This window comes from Sphingomonas sp. GW821-FHT02B09 (genome assembly GCF_059421875.1).
This window is the reverse complement of sequence record NZ_JBWKVV010000002.1, coordinates 417,721-433,321: the sequence shown is the minus strand read 5'-3', so window position 1 is coordinate 433,321 and position 15,601 is coordinate 417,721. Positions and strand designations below refer to the sequence as shown.

The following is a 15,601-nucleotide window of genomic DNA, read 5'->3' as shown; positions in this document are numbered from 1 at the left end:
GCCACCCCGCGTTGACTTGCAGCAAGGCATCGGGGAATGTCATGCACGTCAGCGATCCGCAGCCCTCCCTTGGAGACACGAATGGACGAGGTCGATCCCGGCCAGCCGAACCCGACCCCCGTTGCCCAGGCTCGCCCGGGTGAACGGCTGCGCCAAGCGCGGGAGATCAGGGGGCTGAGCCTGGCCGAAGTCGCGGCGCGGACGCGCGTGCCGCAACGACATCTGGAGGCGTTGGAGACCGGCGACTACGCGCTGCTGCCCTCGCCGACCTATGCGATGGGCTTCTCCAAGGCCTATGCGCGCGCCGTCGACGCCGACGAGGTCTCGATCGCGCAGGACGTGCGCCGCGAGCTCGACCGGCTCGGGCCGCGCCAGCCCGAATACGTCCCCTACGTCACCGCCGACCCGGCGCGGGTGCCCTCGCGCGGCGTCGCGGTGATCGGCGCCGGCGTCGCGCTCGCGGTCTTGATCCTCGTCGCGCTCTGGTATGGCAGCAGCCTGTTCCAGCCGCAGGCCACCACCACGGCGGCGAACGACGACGTCGCCACGCAGGCGGTCGCGCCCAAGCCGACCGCGGCGCCGTCGCCGGCGATCCCGACCGGCGGCCAGGTGGTGCTGACCGCGACCGACACGGTGTGGCTGCGCGTCTACGACGCCGACGACAAGGTGCTGTTCCAGGGTACGATGAAGCCGGGCGACCGGTTCGAGGTGCCCGCTGCCGCCAAGGATCCGATGATCAACGTCGGCCGTCCCGACAAATTGGCGGTCACGCTCAACGGTTCGGCGATCCCGCCGCTCGGCGACGGATCGCGCCCGATCAAGGATGTCGCGGTCAGCGGCTCGGCGGTCGCGCTGCGCCTCGCCGGCCAGCCCGCCGCCCAGCCCACCGGGACGCCGACGGCGGCGCCTCGACCGACCCGCAGCGGCGGGGCACGGCGCGACGGCGGCAACCGGCGCAGCAGCGCCGCCGACACCGCCGGCGCCGACCGCATCGTCCCGCAAGAGCCGGCGGCGACAGGCAATTCTTTCGCACCTTAAGGCTGGCGACAGGTGGCCGGATGCAGCTATGGCGGCATGGAAATGACCCAAGCCGCGCCGGGGGGTGCCAAGATTATGCGTACGATCATCTGGGCGTTTGCCGCCACCTCGCTGATACCGGTCGCCGCCGCGGCGCAGAGCAACGTCGAAGGCCGCGTCGGCAAGCTCGAGAGCGAGATGCGCGCGGTGCAGCGCAAGGTGTTCCCGGGCGGCGCCGGCCAGTATCTCCAGCCGGAGATCACCCGCCCCGACGCGCCGCAGCAGGCGGGCGGCACGCCGGCGACCAGCGCGGTCGCCGACCTCACCGGCCGCGTCACCGCGCTGGAACAGCAGATGGCGTCGATGACCGACCAGATCGAGCAGACCGGGTTCAAGCTGCGCCAGCTGCAGGATCAGTTCGACGCCTATAAGCGCAGCAACGACGCGCAGCTGAAGACGCTGGCGACCACCCCGGCGCTGGCCGCCGCGCCCGGCTCGGCACCGCTCGGTGGTGGCGACGACAGTGCGCGCCCCGCCGCCACGCCGGCCAGGAGCAACACACCCGTGTCGGTCGCCGCCGCCGGCGACACCGCCCCCTCCGCCGCCGCGGTGGCCGGCGCCAAGGTCGACAAGCCGAGCACCGGCGACACGCCCGAGGACGAATATCTCTACGGCTATCGCCTGTGGGCGGCGAAGCAATATCCGCAGGCCGAGGTGCAGCTTAAGAAGGTCGTCGCCGACTATCCCAAGCATCGCCGCGCGAGCTGGGCGCAGAACCTGCTCGGCCGCGCCTATCTCGACGAGGGCAAGCCGAGCCTCGCCTCGATGGCCTTCTACGACAATTACAAGAAGATGCCGGACGGCGAACGCGCCCCGGACAGCCTCTATTATCTCGCCCAGGCGCTGATGAAGCTCAACAAGCCGGCCGACGCATGCAAGGTCTATGGCGAACTGACCGACGTCTACGGCACCAAGATCTCTCCGAGCATGAAGGCCGATGTCCAGAAGGGCCGTACCGCCGCCAAGTGCAAGTGACCCGTTCGCCGTCGCGGCGGAGCGGTTCCATCACGACCTCAACCGCGCGCTCGGGGTCGAGCCGCGCGGGGTGATCCTGCTCGCCGTGTCGGGCGGGCCCGATTCGATGGCGATGCTGACGCTCGCCGCGGCGACCTTCCCCGGCCGTATCCGCGTCGCCACCGTCGACCACCGGCTGCGCGCCGCCGCGGCCGGGGAGGCGGCGATGGTGGCGAACCATTGCGCGTTGCTCCACGTGCCGCATGCGACGCTGATCCCCGACGAACCGATCACCGGCGCGAGCATCCAGGCGGCGGCGCGGCAGGTCCGCTATCGCCTGCTCGCCGACCACGCCCGCGCCATCGGCGCCGAGACGATCGCCACCGCGCACCATGCCGACGATCAGGCCGAGACCTTCCTGATGCGCGCCGCGCGCGGATCGGGCATCGCCGGGCTCGCCGGGGTGCGGCCGCGCGCGACGATCGAGGGCGCCACCGTCATCCGGCCGCTGCTCGAATGGCGCCGGGCCGAACTGCGCGCGATCGTGCGACGCGCCGAGGCGCCGTTCGTCGACGATCCCTCCAACGCCGATCCGGCGCACGACCGCACCCGCTTCCGCCGCCTGCTCGACGCCAACGAATGGCTCGGGCCGCCGCAGCTCGCCCGCGCCGCCGCCGCGCTCGCCGAGGCGGATGGCGACGTGCGCGCGATCGTCGAATGGCTGTGGTCGAGCCGCGCGGCCGCCGATGGCGCCGGGGTGCGGATCGACATGGCCGGCCTGCCCCGCGAACTCGTCCGCCGCCTCGCCCGCCGCGCGATCGGACAGGTCGTCGCGGCCGCCGCTTTGCCCGCGCCGAAGTGGAGCGACTCGGCGAATATCGAGGCGCTGCTCGACGCGCTCGCCGCCGGCCGGCGGGCGACGCAGGCGGGCGTGCTGGTGTCGCCGCACGGCGAGAGCTGGCGTTTCCGTCCCGCCCCGGCGCGTCGTTCTTCCGGATCGGCCGAATCAGGCTGAGCGTTCCATTGCCATTAACCTCCACACGCCTATCTTGTGCTGCGAAAGGTTCCCCATGAACGATAACGACAAGCAGCCCCAGAACGGCGATGGCGGCAACGGCGGCAACGGCGGCAACCCCTGGATGAAGAGCCTGCTCATCTGGGTCGGCATCCTGCTCGCGCTCGCGCTGTTCGTCACGATGTTCAACGGACCGAATACGGCGGGCGCGCGCAACACCGTCGCCTATTCGAAATTCCTCGACCAGGTCGACGAAGGTACCGTGAAGGATGTCGCGATCAGCCGCGACGTCATCACCGGCACCTATTCGAGCGGCGAGACGTTCCGCACCTATCCGATCCAGGACCCGACGCTGGTCCCGCATCTGCGCCAGAAGAACGTCACCATCGCCGCCAAGCCCGACGAGGGCACGTCGATGTGGATGCTGCTGCTCTACCAGTCGCTGCCGTTCCTGCTGTTCCTCGGCATCGCCTTCTTCGTCATCAAGCAGATGCAGAAGAACACTGGCGGCGGCGCGATGGGCTTCGGCAAGAGTCGCGCGCGCATGCTGACGCAGAAGGAAGGCAAGGTCACCTTCGACGACGTCGCCGGCATCGACGAGGCGCGCGCCGAGCTGACCGAGATCGTCGACTTCCTCAAGGACCCGACCAAGTTCGCGCGGCTCGGCGGCAAGATCCCGAAGGGCGCGCTGCTGGTCGGATCGCCCGGCACTGGCAAGACGCTGCTCGCCCGCGCGATCGCGGGTGAGGCGGGCGTGCCGTTCTTCACCATCTCGGGCTCCGACTTCGTCGAGATGTTCGTCGGCGTCGGCGCCAGCCGCGTCCGCGACATGTTCGAACAGGCCAAGAAGAGCGCGCCGTGCATCGTCTTCATCGACGAGATCGACGCGGTCGGCCGTCATCGCGGCGCCGGCCTCGGCAACGGCAACGACGAGCGTGAGCAGACGCTCAACCAGTTGCTCGTTGAGATGGACGGTTTCGAGGCGAATGAGGGGATCATCATCGTCGCGGCGACCAACCGTCCCGACGTGCTCGATCCCGCATTGCTGCGTCCGGGTCGCTTCGACCGTCAGGTCGTCGTGCCGCGCCCGGATATCGAGGGCCGGATCAAGATCCTCGAAGTCCATATGAAGAAGGTGCCGCTGGCGCCCGACGTCGACGCGCGGGTGATCGCGCGCGGCACGCCGGGCTTCTCGGGTGCCGATCTCGCCAATCTCGTCAACGAGGCGGCGCTGATGGGCGCGCGCAAGGGCAAGCGGCTCGTCGCGATGGCCGAGTTCGAGGAGGCCAAGGACAAGGTCATGATGGGCGCCGAGCGCCGCAGCATGGTGATGACCGAGGACGAGAAGCGCATGACCGCCTATCACGAGGCGGGCCACGCGATCGTCTCGATCCACGAACAGGCGAGCGACCCGATCCACAAGGCGACGATCATTCCGCGCGGCCGTGCGCTGGGCATGGTGATGCGCCTGCCCGAGCGGGACAGCTACAGCTATCACCGCGACAAGATGTACGCCAACCTCGCGGTGTCGATGGGCGGCCGCGTCGCCGAGGAGATCATCTTCGGCTACGACAAGGTTTCATCGGGCGCGAGCGGCGACATCCAGTACGCTACGGGTCTGGCGCGCGACATGGTCACCAAATGGGGCATGTCGGACAAGGTCGGCCCGGTCGAATATGCCCAGCCCGAGGGCGAATCGTTCCTCGGCTATTCGTCGTCGCAGCCGGTCCGCATGTCGAATGCAACCGCGCAGCTGATCGACGACGAGATCAAGGGCATCGTCGAGGGCGGCCTCGCCCGTGCCAAGCAGTTGCTGACCGAGCATGTCGACCAGCTCCACCTGCTCGCCGGTGCGCTGCTCGAATATGAGACGCTGTCGGGCGACGAGATCAAGAAGCTGATCGCCGGCGAGGAGATCGGCCGCATCGACTCGGGTCCGAAGCCGAGCGTGCCGCGGGCCGGCACCTCGATCCCCAAGACGCGCCGCCCCGGCGGCCCGTTCGGCAACCCGGCGCCGGCGGGGGCGTAACCCCCGCGGCGGTTCAGCCCGCCGTCAGTTTGTTCGCGCTAATCGGCGGCATTCCCTTTCGGAGTGCCGCCGATGTCGCGTAAAGCCTTGATCGCCCTTGCCGTTTCCCTCGCCGCCGCGGCGCCGGCGAGCGCCGCGATGAGCGTCGGCACCTTCCTCACCCGCGCCGCGCCGTTGCGCGAGAATCCCTTCACCGCGCTGACCAACCCCGATTATCAGGTGCTCAAGGCGGAGGCCGACACCGCCACCCGCCAGCTCCGCGCCGACAGCGCCGCGCGCGTCGCCGCCGGCAAGAAACCGATCGCCTGCATGCCCGAAGGCGCCAAGATCGGCATCCTGCAGATGCTCGGCGGCCTCGACGCGCTGTCGCCGGCGGAGAAGAAGCTGCCGCTCAAGGAGGGATATGCGCGGGTGCTGGCCAAGACCTATCCGTGCTGAGCGTAGTGGGCGGGATCTAAGCGCGGAGGCACGGAGGCGCGGAGATGCTGCTGGGTGGCGGGCGATGCCCCGTCCGTCATCCCGACGAAAGTCGGGACCCATGGACGCGCTGGCGGACATGATGTGCGCGACATCGGCGGCGTCGTATCCATGGGTCCCGGCATCCGCCGGGATGACGAATGGGGGCACGGCGCTCGCAGGGGGATATGCGGGCGGGGCTCGCAGGCGGTAGCCGGCTTCCCGGCGCCCCCGCCACGCCGCCGCCCTCAAAACGCGCGCGAACCTTTCCACGCCCGGCAAGCCCCGATACAGCCGCACGATGAGCCCCACCCGACGCACGTTCCTGATCGGCGGTGGTGCCGGCGTCGGGCTGGTCGTCGCCTGGGGTATATGGCCGCGCCGCTACGCGCCCAATCTCGCCACCATCCCGGGCGAGACCGGCTTCGGCGCCTGGCTCAAGATCGGTGCCGACGGCCATGTCACGGTCGCGGTGCCGCAGCTCGAACACGGGCAAGGCGTCTATACCGCCCTCCCCCAGATCGTCGCCGACGAGCTCGGCGCGGACTGGCGCACCGTCGGGGTGGAGGCGGCGCCGATCAACCCGCTGTACGCCAACCCGCTCGCGCTCGACGAGCTGTTCGAAGGCACGCTCATCCACGTGCCCGAATCGGTCGAGATGACCGTCGCCCGCCGCGGCGCGCTGATCGTCACCGGCGGATCGACCTCGGTGCGGATGTTCGAGGACGATTGCCGCACCGCCGGTGCCGCCGCCCGCGCATTGCTGTGCAAGGCGGCGGCGCGGCGCTGGGACGTCGCCTGGACCGATTGCGCGGTCGATGCCGGCTTCGTCACGCACGGCGCGCAGCGCCTCCGCTTCGCCGACCTCGCCGCCGCCGCGGCCGCCGAGACCATCCCCGACCCGCTGCCGATCGGCGTGCAGGGCGCGGGCAAGCTCGTCGGCCGGTCGCTGCCGCGGCTCGACGTCCCCGCCAAGGTCGACGGTTCCGCCGGCTTCGCCGGCGACATCCGCCTGCCCGACATGGTCCATGCTACGATCCGTCAGGGGCCGATCGGCGACGCGCGGCTGATCGGCGTCGACCGCGCCGCCGCCGATCGCATCCGCGGCGTACTGACGGTGGTCGAGACGCCGCTTTGGGTCGCCGCGATCGCCACCACCGGCTGGGCCGCGCAACGTACGCTCGACGCGCTCGCGCCGCGCTTCGCCAGCGACGCGCCGCTTCCGGACAGCGCCGGCATCGCCCGTACGGTCGACGCCGCGCTCGCCAAGCCGGGCCAGCGCATCGCCGCGATCGGCGACCTCGGCACGTTGCTCGACGGCGCCGGCGTCGTCACCGCGGACTATACCGCCGCCCCCGGCGTCCATGCCGCGCTGGAGACGACCAGCGCCACCGCCGCGTGGCGCGACGGCCGGCTCGAACTGTGGCTGCCGACCGCCGCGCCCGCCGCCGCCCGCGCCGCCGCGGCAAAGGTCGCAGGGATCAGCGAAAGCGCAGTCGTCCTCCATCCGACGCTCGCCGGCGGCGGCTTCGGCGCAACGCTCGACCCGTTGGTCGCCGAACAGGCGGCGCTGCTCGCGATGCGGCTCAAGCGCCCGGTCAGCCTCGTCTGGTCGCGTGGCGAGGACAATGCGCACGACCGCTTCCGCCCGCCCGCGCACGCTCGGCTGCGCGCCCGCCTGTCGAGCAACGGCGCGATCGCGGCGTGGCATGCCGCGATCGCCGCGCCCGCCACCGGCCATGCGCTCGCCCACCGGTTGCTGCCCGGCGCCGGCTGGGCGCTCGGCACCGGCGATCCCTATGCGGTCGCCGGCGCGCAGCCACCTTATCGCATCCCGGCGCTGCGGATCGACCATCACCCCGCGGAGATCGGCGTCCCCACCGGCCATCTGCGCGGCGGCGCGCACGGCTATACCGCCTTCTTCACCGAATCGTTCGTCGACGAGCTCGCGCAGGTCGCCGGCACCGAGCCGCTCTCCTACCGGATCGGCATGCTCGGCGGCGATGCGCGGCTGGCGCGCTGCCTTACCACGGTGGCGGCGCTCGGCGGCTGGTCGGGCGGCGCGGCAGGATCGGGCCAGGGCATTGCCTGCCACAGCTTTCGCGGCAGCCATATCGCGGTGCTCGCCGAGGCGGAGCTGGCGAACGGCCGCCCGCGCGTCGCGCGACTCGTCGCCGCGGTCGATTGCGGGCGGACGATCAACCCCGATCTGGTGCTGCAACAGATCGAGGGCGGGCTGATCTTCGGCCTCGCCCACGCGCTCGGCGCGTCGACGGGGATCACCGCCGGGCGCAGCGACGTGCGCGGGCTTGCCGGCCTCGCGCTGCCGCGGCTCGCCGATACGCCCGACATCGTCGTCGAGATCGTCCGTTCGGACGAGCCGCCCGGCGGGGTCGGCGAACTCGGCGTCCCCGCGGTCGCGCCGGCGATCGCCAACGCGCTGCATGCCGCAACCGGTATCCGCCTGCGTCACCTGCCGCTAAGGCGGTAAGATGTTGATCCCCGCCGACCATCCGCCGATCCCCGCCCGCAAGATCGGCGTGCTGCTGACCAACCTCGGCACCCCCGACGGCCCCGACGCCAAATCGGTCAAACGCTATCTCGGCGAATTCCTGTCCGACAAGCGCGTGGTCGAGATCCCGGCGATCGCGTGGCAGCCGATCCTGCGCGGCATCATCCTCAACACGCGGCCGAAGAAGTCGGCGCACGCCTATGGCCTGGTGTGGAGCGAGGAGGGCTCGCCGCTCGCCGCGATCACCCGCCGGCAATCGCAGGCCTTGCAGGGCGCGTTCGGCGAGGGGGTCATGGTCGATTATGCGATGCGCTACGGCAATCCGGCGATCGCCGACCGGCTGACCGCGCTCAAGGACGCGGGGTGCGAGCGCATCCTGATCGCGCCGCTCTATCCGCAATATTGCGCCGCGACGACCGCGACCGCCAACGACAAGGCATTCGCCGCGCTCGCCGACATGCGCTGGCAGCCGGCGATCCGCACCTTGCCGCCCTATCACGACGATCCCGCCTATATCGCCGCGCTCAAGACGCAGGTCGAGATGCAGATCGCGACGCTCGATTTCGTCCCCGATGCGGTGATCGCCAGCTTCCACGGCATGCCGAAGCGGACGCTGCAGCTCGGCGACCCCTATCATTGCCACTGCCAGAAGACCGCGCGGCTGCTCGGCGAGGCGATGGGACGCGAGCTGGTCGTCGCCTTCCAGTCGCGATTCGGCCCGGCCAAGTGGCTCGGCCCGGCGACCGACGAGACGCTCGAGGCGCTGCCCGCCAAGGGCGTCCGCAAGGTCGCGGTGATCGCGCCGGGCTTCTCCGCCGACTGCCTGGAGACGCTGGAGGAGCTGGCGATCCGCGGCCGCGAGAGCTTCATGACCGCGGGCGGCACCGATTTCGCCTATCTGCCCTGTCTCAACGACGGCGCGCCGGGAATGGCGATGCTGCGCACGCTGATCGCGCGCGAGCTCGCCGGCTGGATCGCCGACACGTAAAATTACGCTACGGCCATTGCCAGTTCAGCGGCCTCTGCCTAGCCTCAGGTTAAGCATAAGGAGAGGTACGGATGGCCAGGGTAGCGATCGTCACGGGTGGTACGCGTGGCATCGGCGAGGCGATCAGCCTCGCCTTGCAGGAAGCGGGCGTCACCGTCGCCGCCAATTATGCCGGCAACGACGAACGCGCCCGCGCCTTCACCGAGCGGACCGGCATCCGCGCGTTCAAATGGGACGTCGCCGACTTTGACGCCTGCCAGCAGGGCTGCGCGCAGGTCGCCGCCGAGCTCGGCCCGGTCGACATCGTCGTCAACAATGCCGGCATCACCCGCGATGGCACGATCCTGAAGCTCACCTATCAGGCGTGGAAAGAGGTGATCGACACCAATCTCGGCGGCTGTTTCAACATGGCGAAAGCGGTGTTCCCCGGCATGCGCGAACGCAAATGGGGGCGGATCGTCAACATCGGCTCGATCAACGGCCAGGCCGGCCAATATGGCCAGGTCAATTACGCCGCGGCGAAATCGGGCATCCACGGCTTCACCAAGGCGCTGGCGCAGGAGGGCGCGCGCGTCGGCGTGACGGTCAATGCGATCGCGCCGGGCTATATCGACACCGACATGGTCGCCGCGGTCCCCGGCGACGTGCTGGAGAAGATCGTCGCCAAGATCCCGGTCGGCCGCCTCGGCCAGGCGAGCGAGATCGCGCGCGGCGTCGCCTTCCTGTGCTCGGACGAAGCCGGCTTCGTGACCGGATCGACGCTGAGCATCAACGGCGGCCAGCATATGTATTGACCGTTCGAGGCGCGGCCACGCCCGCGCCGCTGCGCGCAGCGCACGAACGGTCACGGCCGGCGGGTCGGCCAAGGCCGAACCCGTCCGACGACGGCTTTGCCGGCGTCCTGATTGGCCCCATGGCGTAACCACGCCCGTGCTCCCGCGAAAGCGGGAGCCCAGGAGTCGCGTACGTCATCAGATGTTGCTTCGCTTGGCCCTGGGTTCCCGCCTCCGCGGGAACACATGCAGGGTTTGACAAGGGCCGGGGCACGTCGCGCGTGAGCGAATAACCCGGGACGGCCCCAAGCCTCGCCATCGCCATCCCCGAACGACACGAAGCCCGGTCGCCATACGGCAACCGGGCTTCACCCCTCGAAACGCTACGCGAGGGCAAGCACTGCCGCTTAGCGGCAGTAACCGGGGCGATCCGAGCGTTCGACCGCGCGGCCGGCGAGCGCACCCGCACCGGCGCCGAGCACCGTGCCGAGCGCACGGTCGCCACGGGTATCGATCGTGCGGCCGAGCAGGCCGCCGGCGATCGCGCCGACGATCGTGCCGGTGGTGCCGCTGTTGCAGCGCTGGCCGCCGCGATAGCCGCGATCGCCGTAATAGCCGCGACCGCCGCGATAGACGCGGTCGTCACGATAGCCGCGGTCATAGCCGCGCTGCTCGTAGCCACGGTCGTAGCCGCCGTAATAGCCGCGCTGCGCGGCGGCGGGGGTGGCGGGCACGAGGGCGGCGGCGGTCATCGCGAGGGCGGCGCCGGCGAGGCTCAGGGTCTTCATCATGGGTCTTCTCCCGAAAATCTGTCCAACTCGGCGGCGGCCCGGTGGGGGACCTTCCCGTCGTCGATGCACATCATTTGCCCGATTCGCGTTGAGCGGACCCTGAATGCCTCCGTTATCGTGCGTTCAGGCTATCGCCGCCGCGCCCGCCGCTTATGGAGGCGCGATGCGCGTCCTGTTCGTCGTCCTCGCCGTCCTGCTGCTCGTCCCCGGCTGGACCGGGGAGGAGCGGCTGGCGCTGCTCGGCGACCGGCCGCAGCTGATCGCCACGCCGGTCGCGCTCGACCCGCACGATCCGCAACGCCGACGGCTGGGCTCGCTCACCTATCTCGGCGGGGTCGCGCTGCGCAGCCTCGATCCCGCCTTCGGTGGCTATTCGTCGCTGAGCGTGGTGCCGCAGGCCGACGGCGACCGCTTCACGCTGCTGAGCGACGGCGGCAACGCCGTCGCCTTCACGATGGGTGCCGATTGGGCGCCGCGCGCCTTACGCTTCCGCAACCTGCCCGGCGGTCCCGGCATCGGCTGGGAGAAGCGCGACCGCGACAGCGAATCGATGGCGCGCGATCCGAAGACGGGGGCGATCTGGGTCGGTTTCGAACGCGCGAACGCGATCTGGCGCTATTCGGCCGGCTTCGCGCGGGCACAGGCGCAGCGCGCGCCGCGGGAGATGGCGGGCTGGCCCGACAACGGCGGCCCCGAATCGCTCGCCCGTATGCCCGACGGGCGATTCGTCACGATCAGCGAGATGCGGCACGTCCCCCGCTCGCGCTGGCACGGCCCCGAGGCGGCACGGCTCGCCAGCCGCGATGCTCTGATCTTTCCGGGCGATCCGATCGTCACCCGGCCGCACCGCTTCGCCTATCTCGGCTACGGCCGCTTCGATCCCGCCGACGCGACCGCCTTGCCCAACGGCGATCTGCTGGTGCTCGATCGCGCCTTCCGCCTGCCCTATCGGTTCAGCAACCGGCTATCGCTGGTGCCCGCCGCGGCGATCCGGCCGGGGGCGGTGGTGCGTGGCAAGCTGCTGGCGACGCTCGACGCGCCGCTGATCCACGACAATTTCGAAGGCGTCGCGACGACGGTGGAACGGGGCCGGACGATCGTCTGGCTGGTGTCGGACGACAATCAGTCGATGCTGCAACGCACCCTGCTGCTCAAATTCCGGCTGGAGCGCTGAGCCGCGCGCAACGGCGAAAACCCGCCGCTCTCGGGGAGCGGCGGGTTTCGAACCACGGCAATCGCGACGCGAAACGCTTAGGCGGCTTCCGCCGTCGACGTCGTCGCCAGCTTCTTGACGATCTCGCGCTTCAGGCGGCGGCAACGCAGCGAGAGCTTGTCCTCGCTGGTCTTGACCAGCCAATTGTCGAGGCCGCCGTTATGCTCGACCGAGCGCAAGCCGTGCGTCGAGACGCGCAGGCGGACGCCCTTTTCGAGCGAATCGGAGATCAGCGTGACGTTCTGCAGGTTGGGCAGGAACGTACGCTTGGTCTTGTTGTTGGCGTGGGAAACGTTGTTGCCCACCTGCCGGCCCTTGCCGGTCAGCTCGCAAATGCGCGACATGGTTTTTGATCCTGAATTCGGTTGCCCGGAAAGTCGGCGCCACTAGCGGCAATCGGCTCCCTCGTCAACCAGTGCCGTCCACCGGCGGCGATGCAACGGAGTCGCCGCACCGGCGTTGTTACGCCATCGTAAAGGTCGTCGGTAGGGGAAATCGCATGCGCACGTTGCTGGTACTGCTCGGGATCGTCGCGCTGGTCGTTGTCGCGGCGATGCAGTTCGGCCTGGTCAGCATCGACCAGACGCATCCTGCCGTCGTCCAGGCGCCGCAGTTCAAGGCGGACGTCGCCCGCGTCAGCGTCGGCACCGAGAACAAGACGGTCGCCGTTCCCACGGTCAACGTCGAAAAGCCCGCCAACGCGCAATAGGCTTTACCCGGTCGACCGGGGCCGGCAGGGCGCGGCGATGTTCCCGCTGCCGATCCCGATGCGCCGCGCGCTCGACGCCGCGGCGGAGGCGGCGCTGGCCGGCGAGGTGCCGGTCGGCGCCGCGCTCGTCTGGCGCGGCGAGATCGTCGCGGTCGCCGCCAACGCGCCCCGCGCCCTGTGCGACCCCACGGCCCATGCCGAGATGCGCGTCATCCGCGCCGCCGCTGCCGCACTTGGCCGCGACCGGCTGGAGGACGCCGAACTGTGGGTGACGCTGGAGCCTTGCGCGATGTGCGCCGGCGCGATCGCGCACGCCCGCATCGGCCGCCTCTATTACGGCGCGAGCGACCCCAAGGGGGGCGCGGTGGAGCATGGGCCGCTGCTGTTCGCGCAGCCGACGCTGCATCACCGGCCGGAGGTCTATGGCGGGATCGGCGAGGGCGAGGCGGCCGATCTGCTGCGGACGTTCTTCCGGTCGCGGCGATAGGGGCGCGACGGCGCGGGATAGTTGGTTCGCGCAGAGGCGCAGAGGCGCGGAGAGGGTAAGTCGTGGATCACCCCCCCTCCCCCGATTTCGTCATCCCGGCGAAAGCCGGGATCCATGGGTGCGGTGGTGGCAATGGTCCGTGAACCGCGGCAGCATCGAGACCATGGGTCCCGACTTTCGTCGGGATGACGATCCGGGCGGGTGCGCGCCCGCCATGAACGCGACACCCTCCGCGCCTCCGCGCGAGAACCTTCTTCGCTACCTCGCGCTAACCAAAGCGCCGCCCCGGCCCGGACCGAAGCGGCACCCCGAATCAGCGCAGGTCGTTCTGCGAGATCGGCACGATCTTCACCTCGACGCGGCGGTTCGCCGCGCGCCCGGCATCGGTGTCGTTCGACGCGATCGGCTGCGTCTCGCCGAAGCCGCGCGTGCCGATTCGCGCCGGCTGCACGCCGCGGCTGGCGAGATAATCCGCCACCGAGGTCGCGCGCCGTTCCGACAGCGTCTGGTTGTAGGAATCCGAACCGGTCGAATCGGTATGGCCGTACACGTCGATATAGGTCTGGTTGTACTGCGCCAGCGTCTCGGCGACCTGGTCGAGCGTGCGGCGGAACTGCGGCTGCACGTCGGCGCTGTTGTAGGCGAAGGTGATCCCCGACGGGATGTTGAGCACCAGATTGTCGCCCTCGCGCGTCACCTGCACGTCGGTGCCGGCGGTGCGGGCGCGCAGGTCGCGCTCCTGCTTGTCCATATACGCGCCGATCCCGGCACCGGCGAGGCCGCCGATGCCCGCGCCGAGGATTTTCTCGGTCCGGTCGCGGCGTCCGCCGACGAGGTCGCCGAGCAGATAGCCGCCCAGCGCGCCGCCGATGCCGCCGATCGCGGTCTTCGAGATGCGGCGCTCGCCGGTCTCGGGATCGGTGGTGCAGGCGCTGGTGGTGACCAGCGCGGCGAGCGCCGCGGCGGCGAGGAACTTCGACTTCATGACAACCCTTTCACGTTCGTTCCCGGCTAAACTCGGGTCCGTTATGGCTTGTTCCGCTAGCGATCTGAACCGCGGCTGACACGCATAATCACGTCATCGCGATACAGACAGTTGTCGCCGCGCGCGTTGTGCGGCAAAGACACGTCCGCCGATGGCACCGCTTCCGCCCTTCCCCTGGATCGACGTCGTGATCATCCTCGCATTGGTCGCGCTCAACGGCGTGTTCGCCATGAGCGAGCTGGCGATCGTGTCGTCGCGCAAGGCGCGGCTGGAGGCGATGGCGCGCTCGGGGCGCAAGGGGCCGGCCGCCGCGCTGAAGCTCGCCGCCGATCCCGGCAAGTTCCTGTCCTCGGTGCAGATCGGCATCACGCTGATCGGCATCCTCGCGGGTGCCTATTCGGGCTCCAGCCTCGGCGGGCCGACGGCGGCACGGCTGCAGGCGCTCGGCCTGTCGGCGGAGACGGCGCAGACCGCGGGATTCGCATTGGTCATCGGCCTGACCACCTACGCCTCGCTGATCATCGGCGAGCTCGTCCCCAAGCAATTCGCGCTGCGCAAACCCGAGACGGTGGCGTCGCTGGTCGCGCTGCCGATGCGCTATATCGCGGTGGTCTGCGCGCCGCTCGTCTGGCTGCTCGATTCGTCGAGCGCTTTGGTCTTCCGCGTCCTCGGGCTCAACCGCGAATCGGAGGATCAGGTGACGGCAGAGGAGCTGCACCTGATCGTCGCCGAAGCCTCCAAGTCGGGCGTGATTGAGGAGCATGAGCGCACGATCATCTCGGGCGTCGTCCGCCTCGCCGACCGGCCGGTGCGCGAGGTGATGACGCCGCGCACCGAGGTCGACTGGCTCGACTGCAACCTCGGGCCGGAGGGGATCCGCGACACGCTGCTGGCGACGCCGCACACGCGCCTGCCGGTCGCCGACGGCTCGGTCGATGCGGTGATCGGCGTCGTCCAGGCGCGCGACATCGCCGCGGCGCTGTTCCGCGGGCAGGCGCTCGACCTGCGCAAGCTGATGCGCAAGGCGCCGGTGGTGATCGACCGGATCGACGCGATGGACGCGCTGATCGCGCTGCGTCAGGCCGAGGTGCCGATGGCGCTGATCCACGACGAATACGGGCATTTCGAGGGGATCGTCACCCCCGCCGACCTGCTCGCCGCGATCGCCGGCGAATTCGCCAGCGACGCCGATCCCGACGATGCGCCCTCGGTCGTCGTGCGCGACGACGGCTCGCTGCTCGTCGCGGGCACGATGGCGGCGGATGCGCTCGCCGAACGGCTCGGCATCGATCTGCCCGAGGACCGTGATTATGCCACGGTCGCGGGGCTCGCGCTCGCCGCCTTCCGCCACCTGCCCGGCGAGGGCGAGAGCTTCGAGGAACAGGGCTGGCGGTTCGAGGTGGTCGACCTCGACGGCCGGCGGATCGACAAGTTGCTCGTCAGCGAGGCCTGACGGCGGGGTTCCGCACAGGAGTGCGGACGCCCTTCCGTTCGTCATCCCGACGAAGGTCGGGACCCATGGATGCGCTGGTGGACAGGTGAGCACGCGACCTCGACGCGCATCGCGACCATGGGTCCCGGCCTTCGCCGGGATGACGATGGGAGTAGGGAC

General features: G+C 70.2%; 15 protein-coding genes. 12 read left to right on the top strand and 3 right to left on the bottom strand.

Annotation, left to right across the window (positions count from 1 at the left end):
* Nucleotides 1-81 precede the first annotated feature (81 nt).
* The 8 genes from AC07U4_RS09975 (at nucleotide 82) to phbB (ending at nucleotide 9,825) form a co-directional block, all read left to right on the top strand.
* Entirely contained in the window at nucleotides 82-1,038 is a 957-nt protein-coding gene (locus AC07U4_RS09975) for a helix-turn-helix domain-containing protein (protein ID WP_495195326.1), read from the top strand.
* Nucleotides 1,039-1,113: 75 nt separating this feature from the next.
* Complete coding sequence (locus AC07U4_RS09970) at nucleotides 1,114-2,052, top strand: tetratricopeptide repeat protein (RefSeq protein WP_495195325.1); 939 nt, start codon at nucleotides 1,114-1,116, stop codon at nucleotides 2,050-2,052.
* Entirely contained in the window at nucleotides 2,015-3,046 is a 1,032-nt protein-coding gene (tilS, locus tag AC07U4_RS09965; protein WP_495195324.1) for a tRNA lysidine(34) synthetase TilS, read from the top strand. Before AC07U4_RS09970 ends, tilS begins: the two co-directional genes overlap by 38 nt.
* A 55-nt stretch (nucleotides 3,047-3,101) precedes the next feature.
* The gene (ftsH, locus tag AC07U4_RS09960; protein ID WP_137899252.1) at nucleotides 3,102-5,075 is read left to right on the top strand and encodes an ATP-dependent zinc metalloprotease FtsH; all 1,974 of its coding nucleotides are present in this window, start codon (nucleotides 3,102-3,104) and stop codon (nucleotides 5,073-5,075) included.
* Between the two features lie 72 nt (nucleotides 5,076-5,147).
* A complete protein-coding gene (locus AC07U4_RS09955; protein WP_245640730.1) occupies nucleotides 5,148-5,513 on the top strand; it encodes a hypothetical protein in 366 nt (121 codons plus the stop codon).
* 319 nt (nucleotides 5,514-5,832) lie between these two features.
* Nucleotides 5,833-8,022 (top strand): xanthine dehydrogenase family protein molybdopterin-binding subunit, encoded by a 2,190-nt coding sequence (locus AC07U4_RS09950; RefSeq protein ID WP_495195323.1) that lies wholly within the window; start codon nucleotides 5,833-5,835, stop codon nucleotides 8,020-8,022.
* 1 nt (nucleotide 8,023) lies between these two features.
* The gene (gene hemH, locus AC07U4_RS09945; protein ID WP_495195322.1) at nucleotides 8,024-9,031 is read left to right on the top strand and encodes a ferrochelatase; all 1,008 of its coding nucleotides are present in this window, start codon (nucleotides 8,024-8,026) and stop codon (nucleotides 9,029-9,031) included.
* Between the two features lie 71 nt (nucleotides 9,032-9,102).
* Nucleotides 9,103-9,825, top strand: a complete 723-nt coding sequence (gene phbB / locus AC07U4_RS09940; RefSeq protein WP_038664319.1) for an acetoacetyl-CoA reductase — start codon at nucleotides 9,103-9,105, stop codon at nucleotides 9,823-9,825.
* Nucleotides 9,826-10,211: 386 nt separating this feature from the next.
* On the opposite strand, the gene AC07U4_RS09935 is transcribed toward phbB, so the two are convergent.
* Entirely contained in the window at nucleotides 10,212-10,595 is a 384-nt protein-coding gene (locus AC07U4_RS09935; RefSeq protein WP_038664322.1) for a glycine zipper 2TM domain-containing protein, read from the bottom strand.
* A 103-nt stretch (nucleotides 10,596-10,698) separates the two neighbouring features.
* Between AC07U4_RS09935 and AC07U4_RS09930 the strand changes: the two genes are divergently transcribed.
* On the top strand, nucleotides 10,699-11,769 hold the full coding sequence (locus AC07U4_RS09930) for an esterase-like activity of phytase family protein (protein WP_495195321.1): 1,071 nt from the start codon (nucleotides 10,699-10,701) through the stop codon (nucleotides 11,767-11,769).
* A gap of 77 nt (nucleotides 11,770-11,846) precedes the next feature.
* Here the strand turns inward: AC07U4_RS09930 and rpmB are convergent, their stop codons facing one another.
* Complete coding sequence (rpmB, locus tag AC07U4_RS09925; RefSeq protein WP_038664329.1) at nucleotides 11,847-12,152, bottom strand: 50S ribosomal protein L28; 306 nt, start codon at nucleotides 12,150-12,152, stop codon at nucleotides 11,847-11,849.
* A gap of 155 nt (nucleotides 12,153-12,307) precedes the next feature.
* Between rpmB and AC07U4_RS09920 the strand changes: the two genes are divergently transcribed.
* Together AC07U4_RS09920 and AC07U4_RS09915 are read left to right on the top strand one after the other, a co-directional pair.
* The gene (locus tag AC07U4_RS09920) at nucleotides 12,308-12,517 is read left to right on the top strand and encodes a hypothetical protein (RefSeq protein ID WP_137899257.1); all 210 of its coding nucleotides are present in this window, start codon (nucleotides 12,308-12,310) and stop codon (nucleotides 12,515-12,517) included.
* A gap of 58 nt (nucleotides 12,518-12,575) precedes the next feature.
* Complete coding sequence (locus tag AC07U4_RS09915) at nucleotides 12,576-13,004, top strand: nucleoside deaminase (protein WP_495195850.1); 429 nt, start codon at nucleotides 12,576-12,578, stop codon at nucleotides 13,002-13,004.
* Nucleotides 13,005-13,317: 313 nt separating this feature from the next.
* Here the strand turns inward: AC07U4_RS09915 and AC07U4_RS09910 are convergent, their stop codons facing one another.
* Complete coding sequence (locus AC07U4_RS09910) at nucleotides 13,318-13,989, bottom strand: YiaD family glycine zipper/OmpA-like lipoprotein (RefSeq protein ID WP_038664335.1); 672 nt, start codon at nucleotides 13,987-13,989, stop codon at nucleotides 13,318-13,320.
* Nucleotides 13,990-14,140: 151 nt separating this feature from the next.
* Between AC07U4_RS09910 and AC07U4_RS09905 the strand changes: the two genes are divergently transcribed.
* Nucleotides 14,141-15,442 carry a hemolysin family protein gene (locus AC07U4_RS09905; RefSeq protein ID WP_038664338.1) on the top strand — a complete coding sequence of 434 codons (1,302 nt, stop codon included), beginning with the start codon at nucleotides 14,141-14,143 and terminating at the stop codon, nucleotides 15,440-15,442.
* Nucleotides 15,443-15,601 lie beyond the last annotated feature (159 nt).

Bases quoted from the DNA above. Each gene is read 5' to 3' on its own strand.
- AC07U4_RS09930 (WP_495195321.1), top strand. From the start codon at position 10,699: ATGCCTCCGTTATCGTGCGTTCAGGCTATCGCCGCCGCGCCCGCCGCT.
- tilS (WP_495195324.1), top strand. From the start codon at position 2,015: ATGTCCAGAAGGGCCGTACCGCCGCCAAGTGCAAGTGACCCGTTCGCC.
- AC07U4_RS09920 (WP_137899257.1), top strand. From the start codon at position 12,308: ATGCGCACGTTGCTGGTACTGCTCGGGATCGTCGCGCTGGTCGTTGTC.
- AC07U4_RS09915 (WP_495195850.1), top strand. From the start codon at position 12,576: ATGCGCCGCGCGCTCGACGCCGCGGCGGAGGCGGCGCTGGCCGGCGAG.
- hemH (WP_495195322.1), top strand. From the start codon at position 8,024: ATGTTGATCCCCGCCGACCATCCGCCGATCCCCGCCCGCAAGATCGGC.
- AC07U4_RS09970 (WP_495195325.1), top strand. From the start codon at position 1,114: ATGCGTACGATCATCTGGGCGTTTGCCGCCACCTCGCTGATACCGGTC.
- AC07U4_RS09955 (WP_245640730.1), top strand. From the start codon at position 5,148: ATGTCGCGTAAAGCCTTGATCGCCCTTGCCGTTTCCCTCGCCGCCGCG.
- AC07U4_RS09910 (WP_038664335.1), bottom strand. From the start codon at position 13,989: ATGAAGTCGAAGTTCCTCGCCGCCGCGGCGCTCGCCGCGCTGGTCACC.
- phbB (WP_038664319.1), top strand. From the start codon at position 9,103: ATGGCCAGGGTAGCGATCGTCACGGGTGGTACGCGTGGCATCGGCGAG.
- rpmB (WP_038664329.1), bottom strand. From the start codon at position 12,152: ATGTCGCGCATTTGCGAGCTGACCGGCAAGGGCCGGCAGGTGGGCAAC.
- AC07U4_RS09975 (WP_495195326.1), top strand. From the start codon at position 82: ATGGACGAGGTCGATCCCGGCCAGCCGAACCCGACCCCCGTTGCCCAG.
- AC07U4_RS09935 (WP_038664322.1), bottom strand. From the start codon at position 10,595: ATGATGAAGACCCTGAGCCTCGCCGGCGCCGCCCTCGCGATGACCGCC.
- AC07U4_RS09950 (WP_495195323.1), top strand. From the start codon at position 5,833: ATGAGCCCCACCCGACGCACGTTCCTGATCGGCGGTGGTGCCGGCGTC.
- ftsH (WP_137899252.1), top strand. From the start codon at position 3,102: ATGAACGATAACGACAAGCAGCCCCAGAACGGCGATGGCGGCAACGGC.
- AC07U4_RS09905 (WP_038664338.1), top strand. From the start codon at position 14,141: ATGGCACCGCTTCCGCCCTTCCCCTGGATCGACGTCGTGATCATCCTC.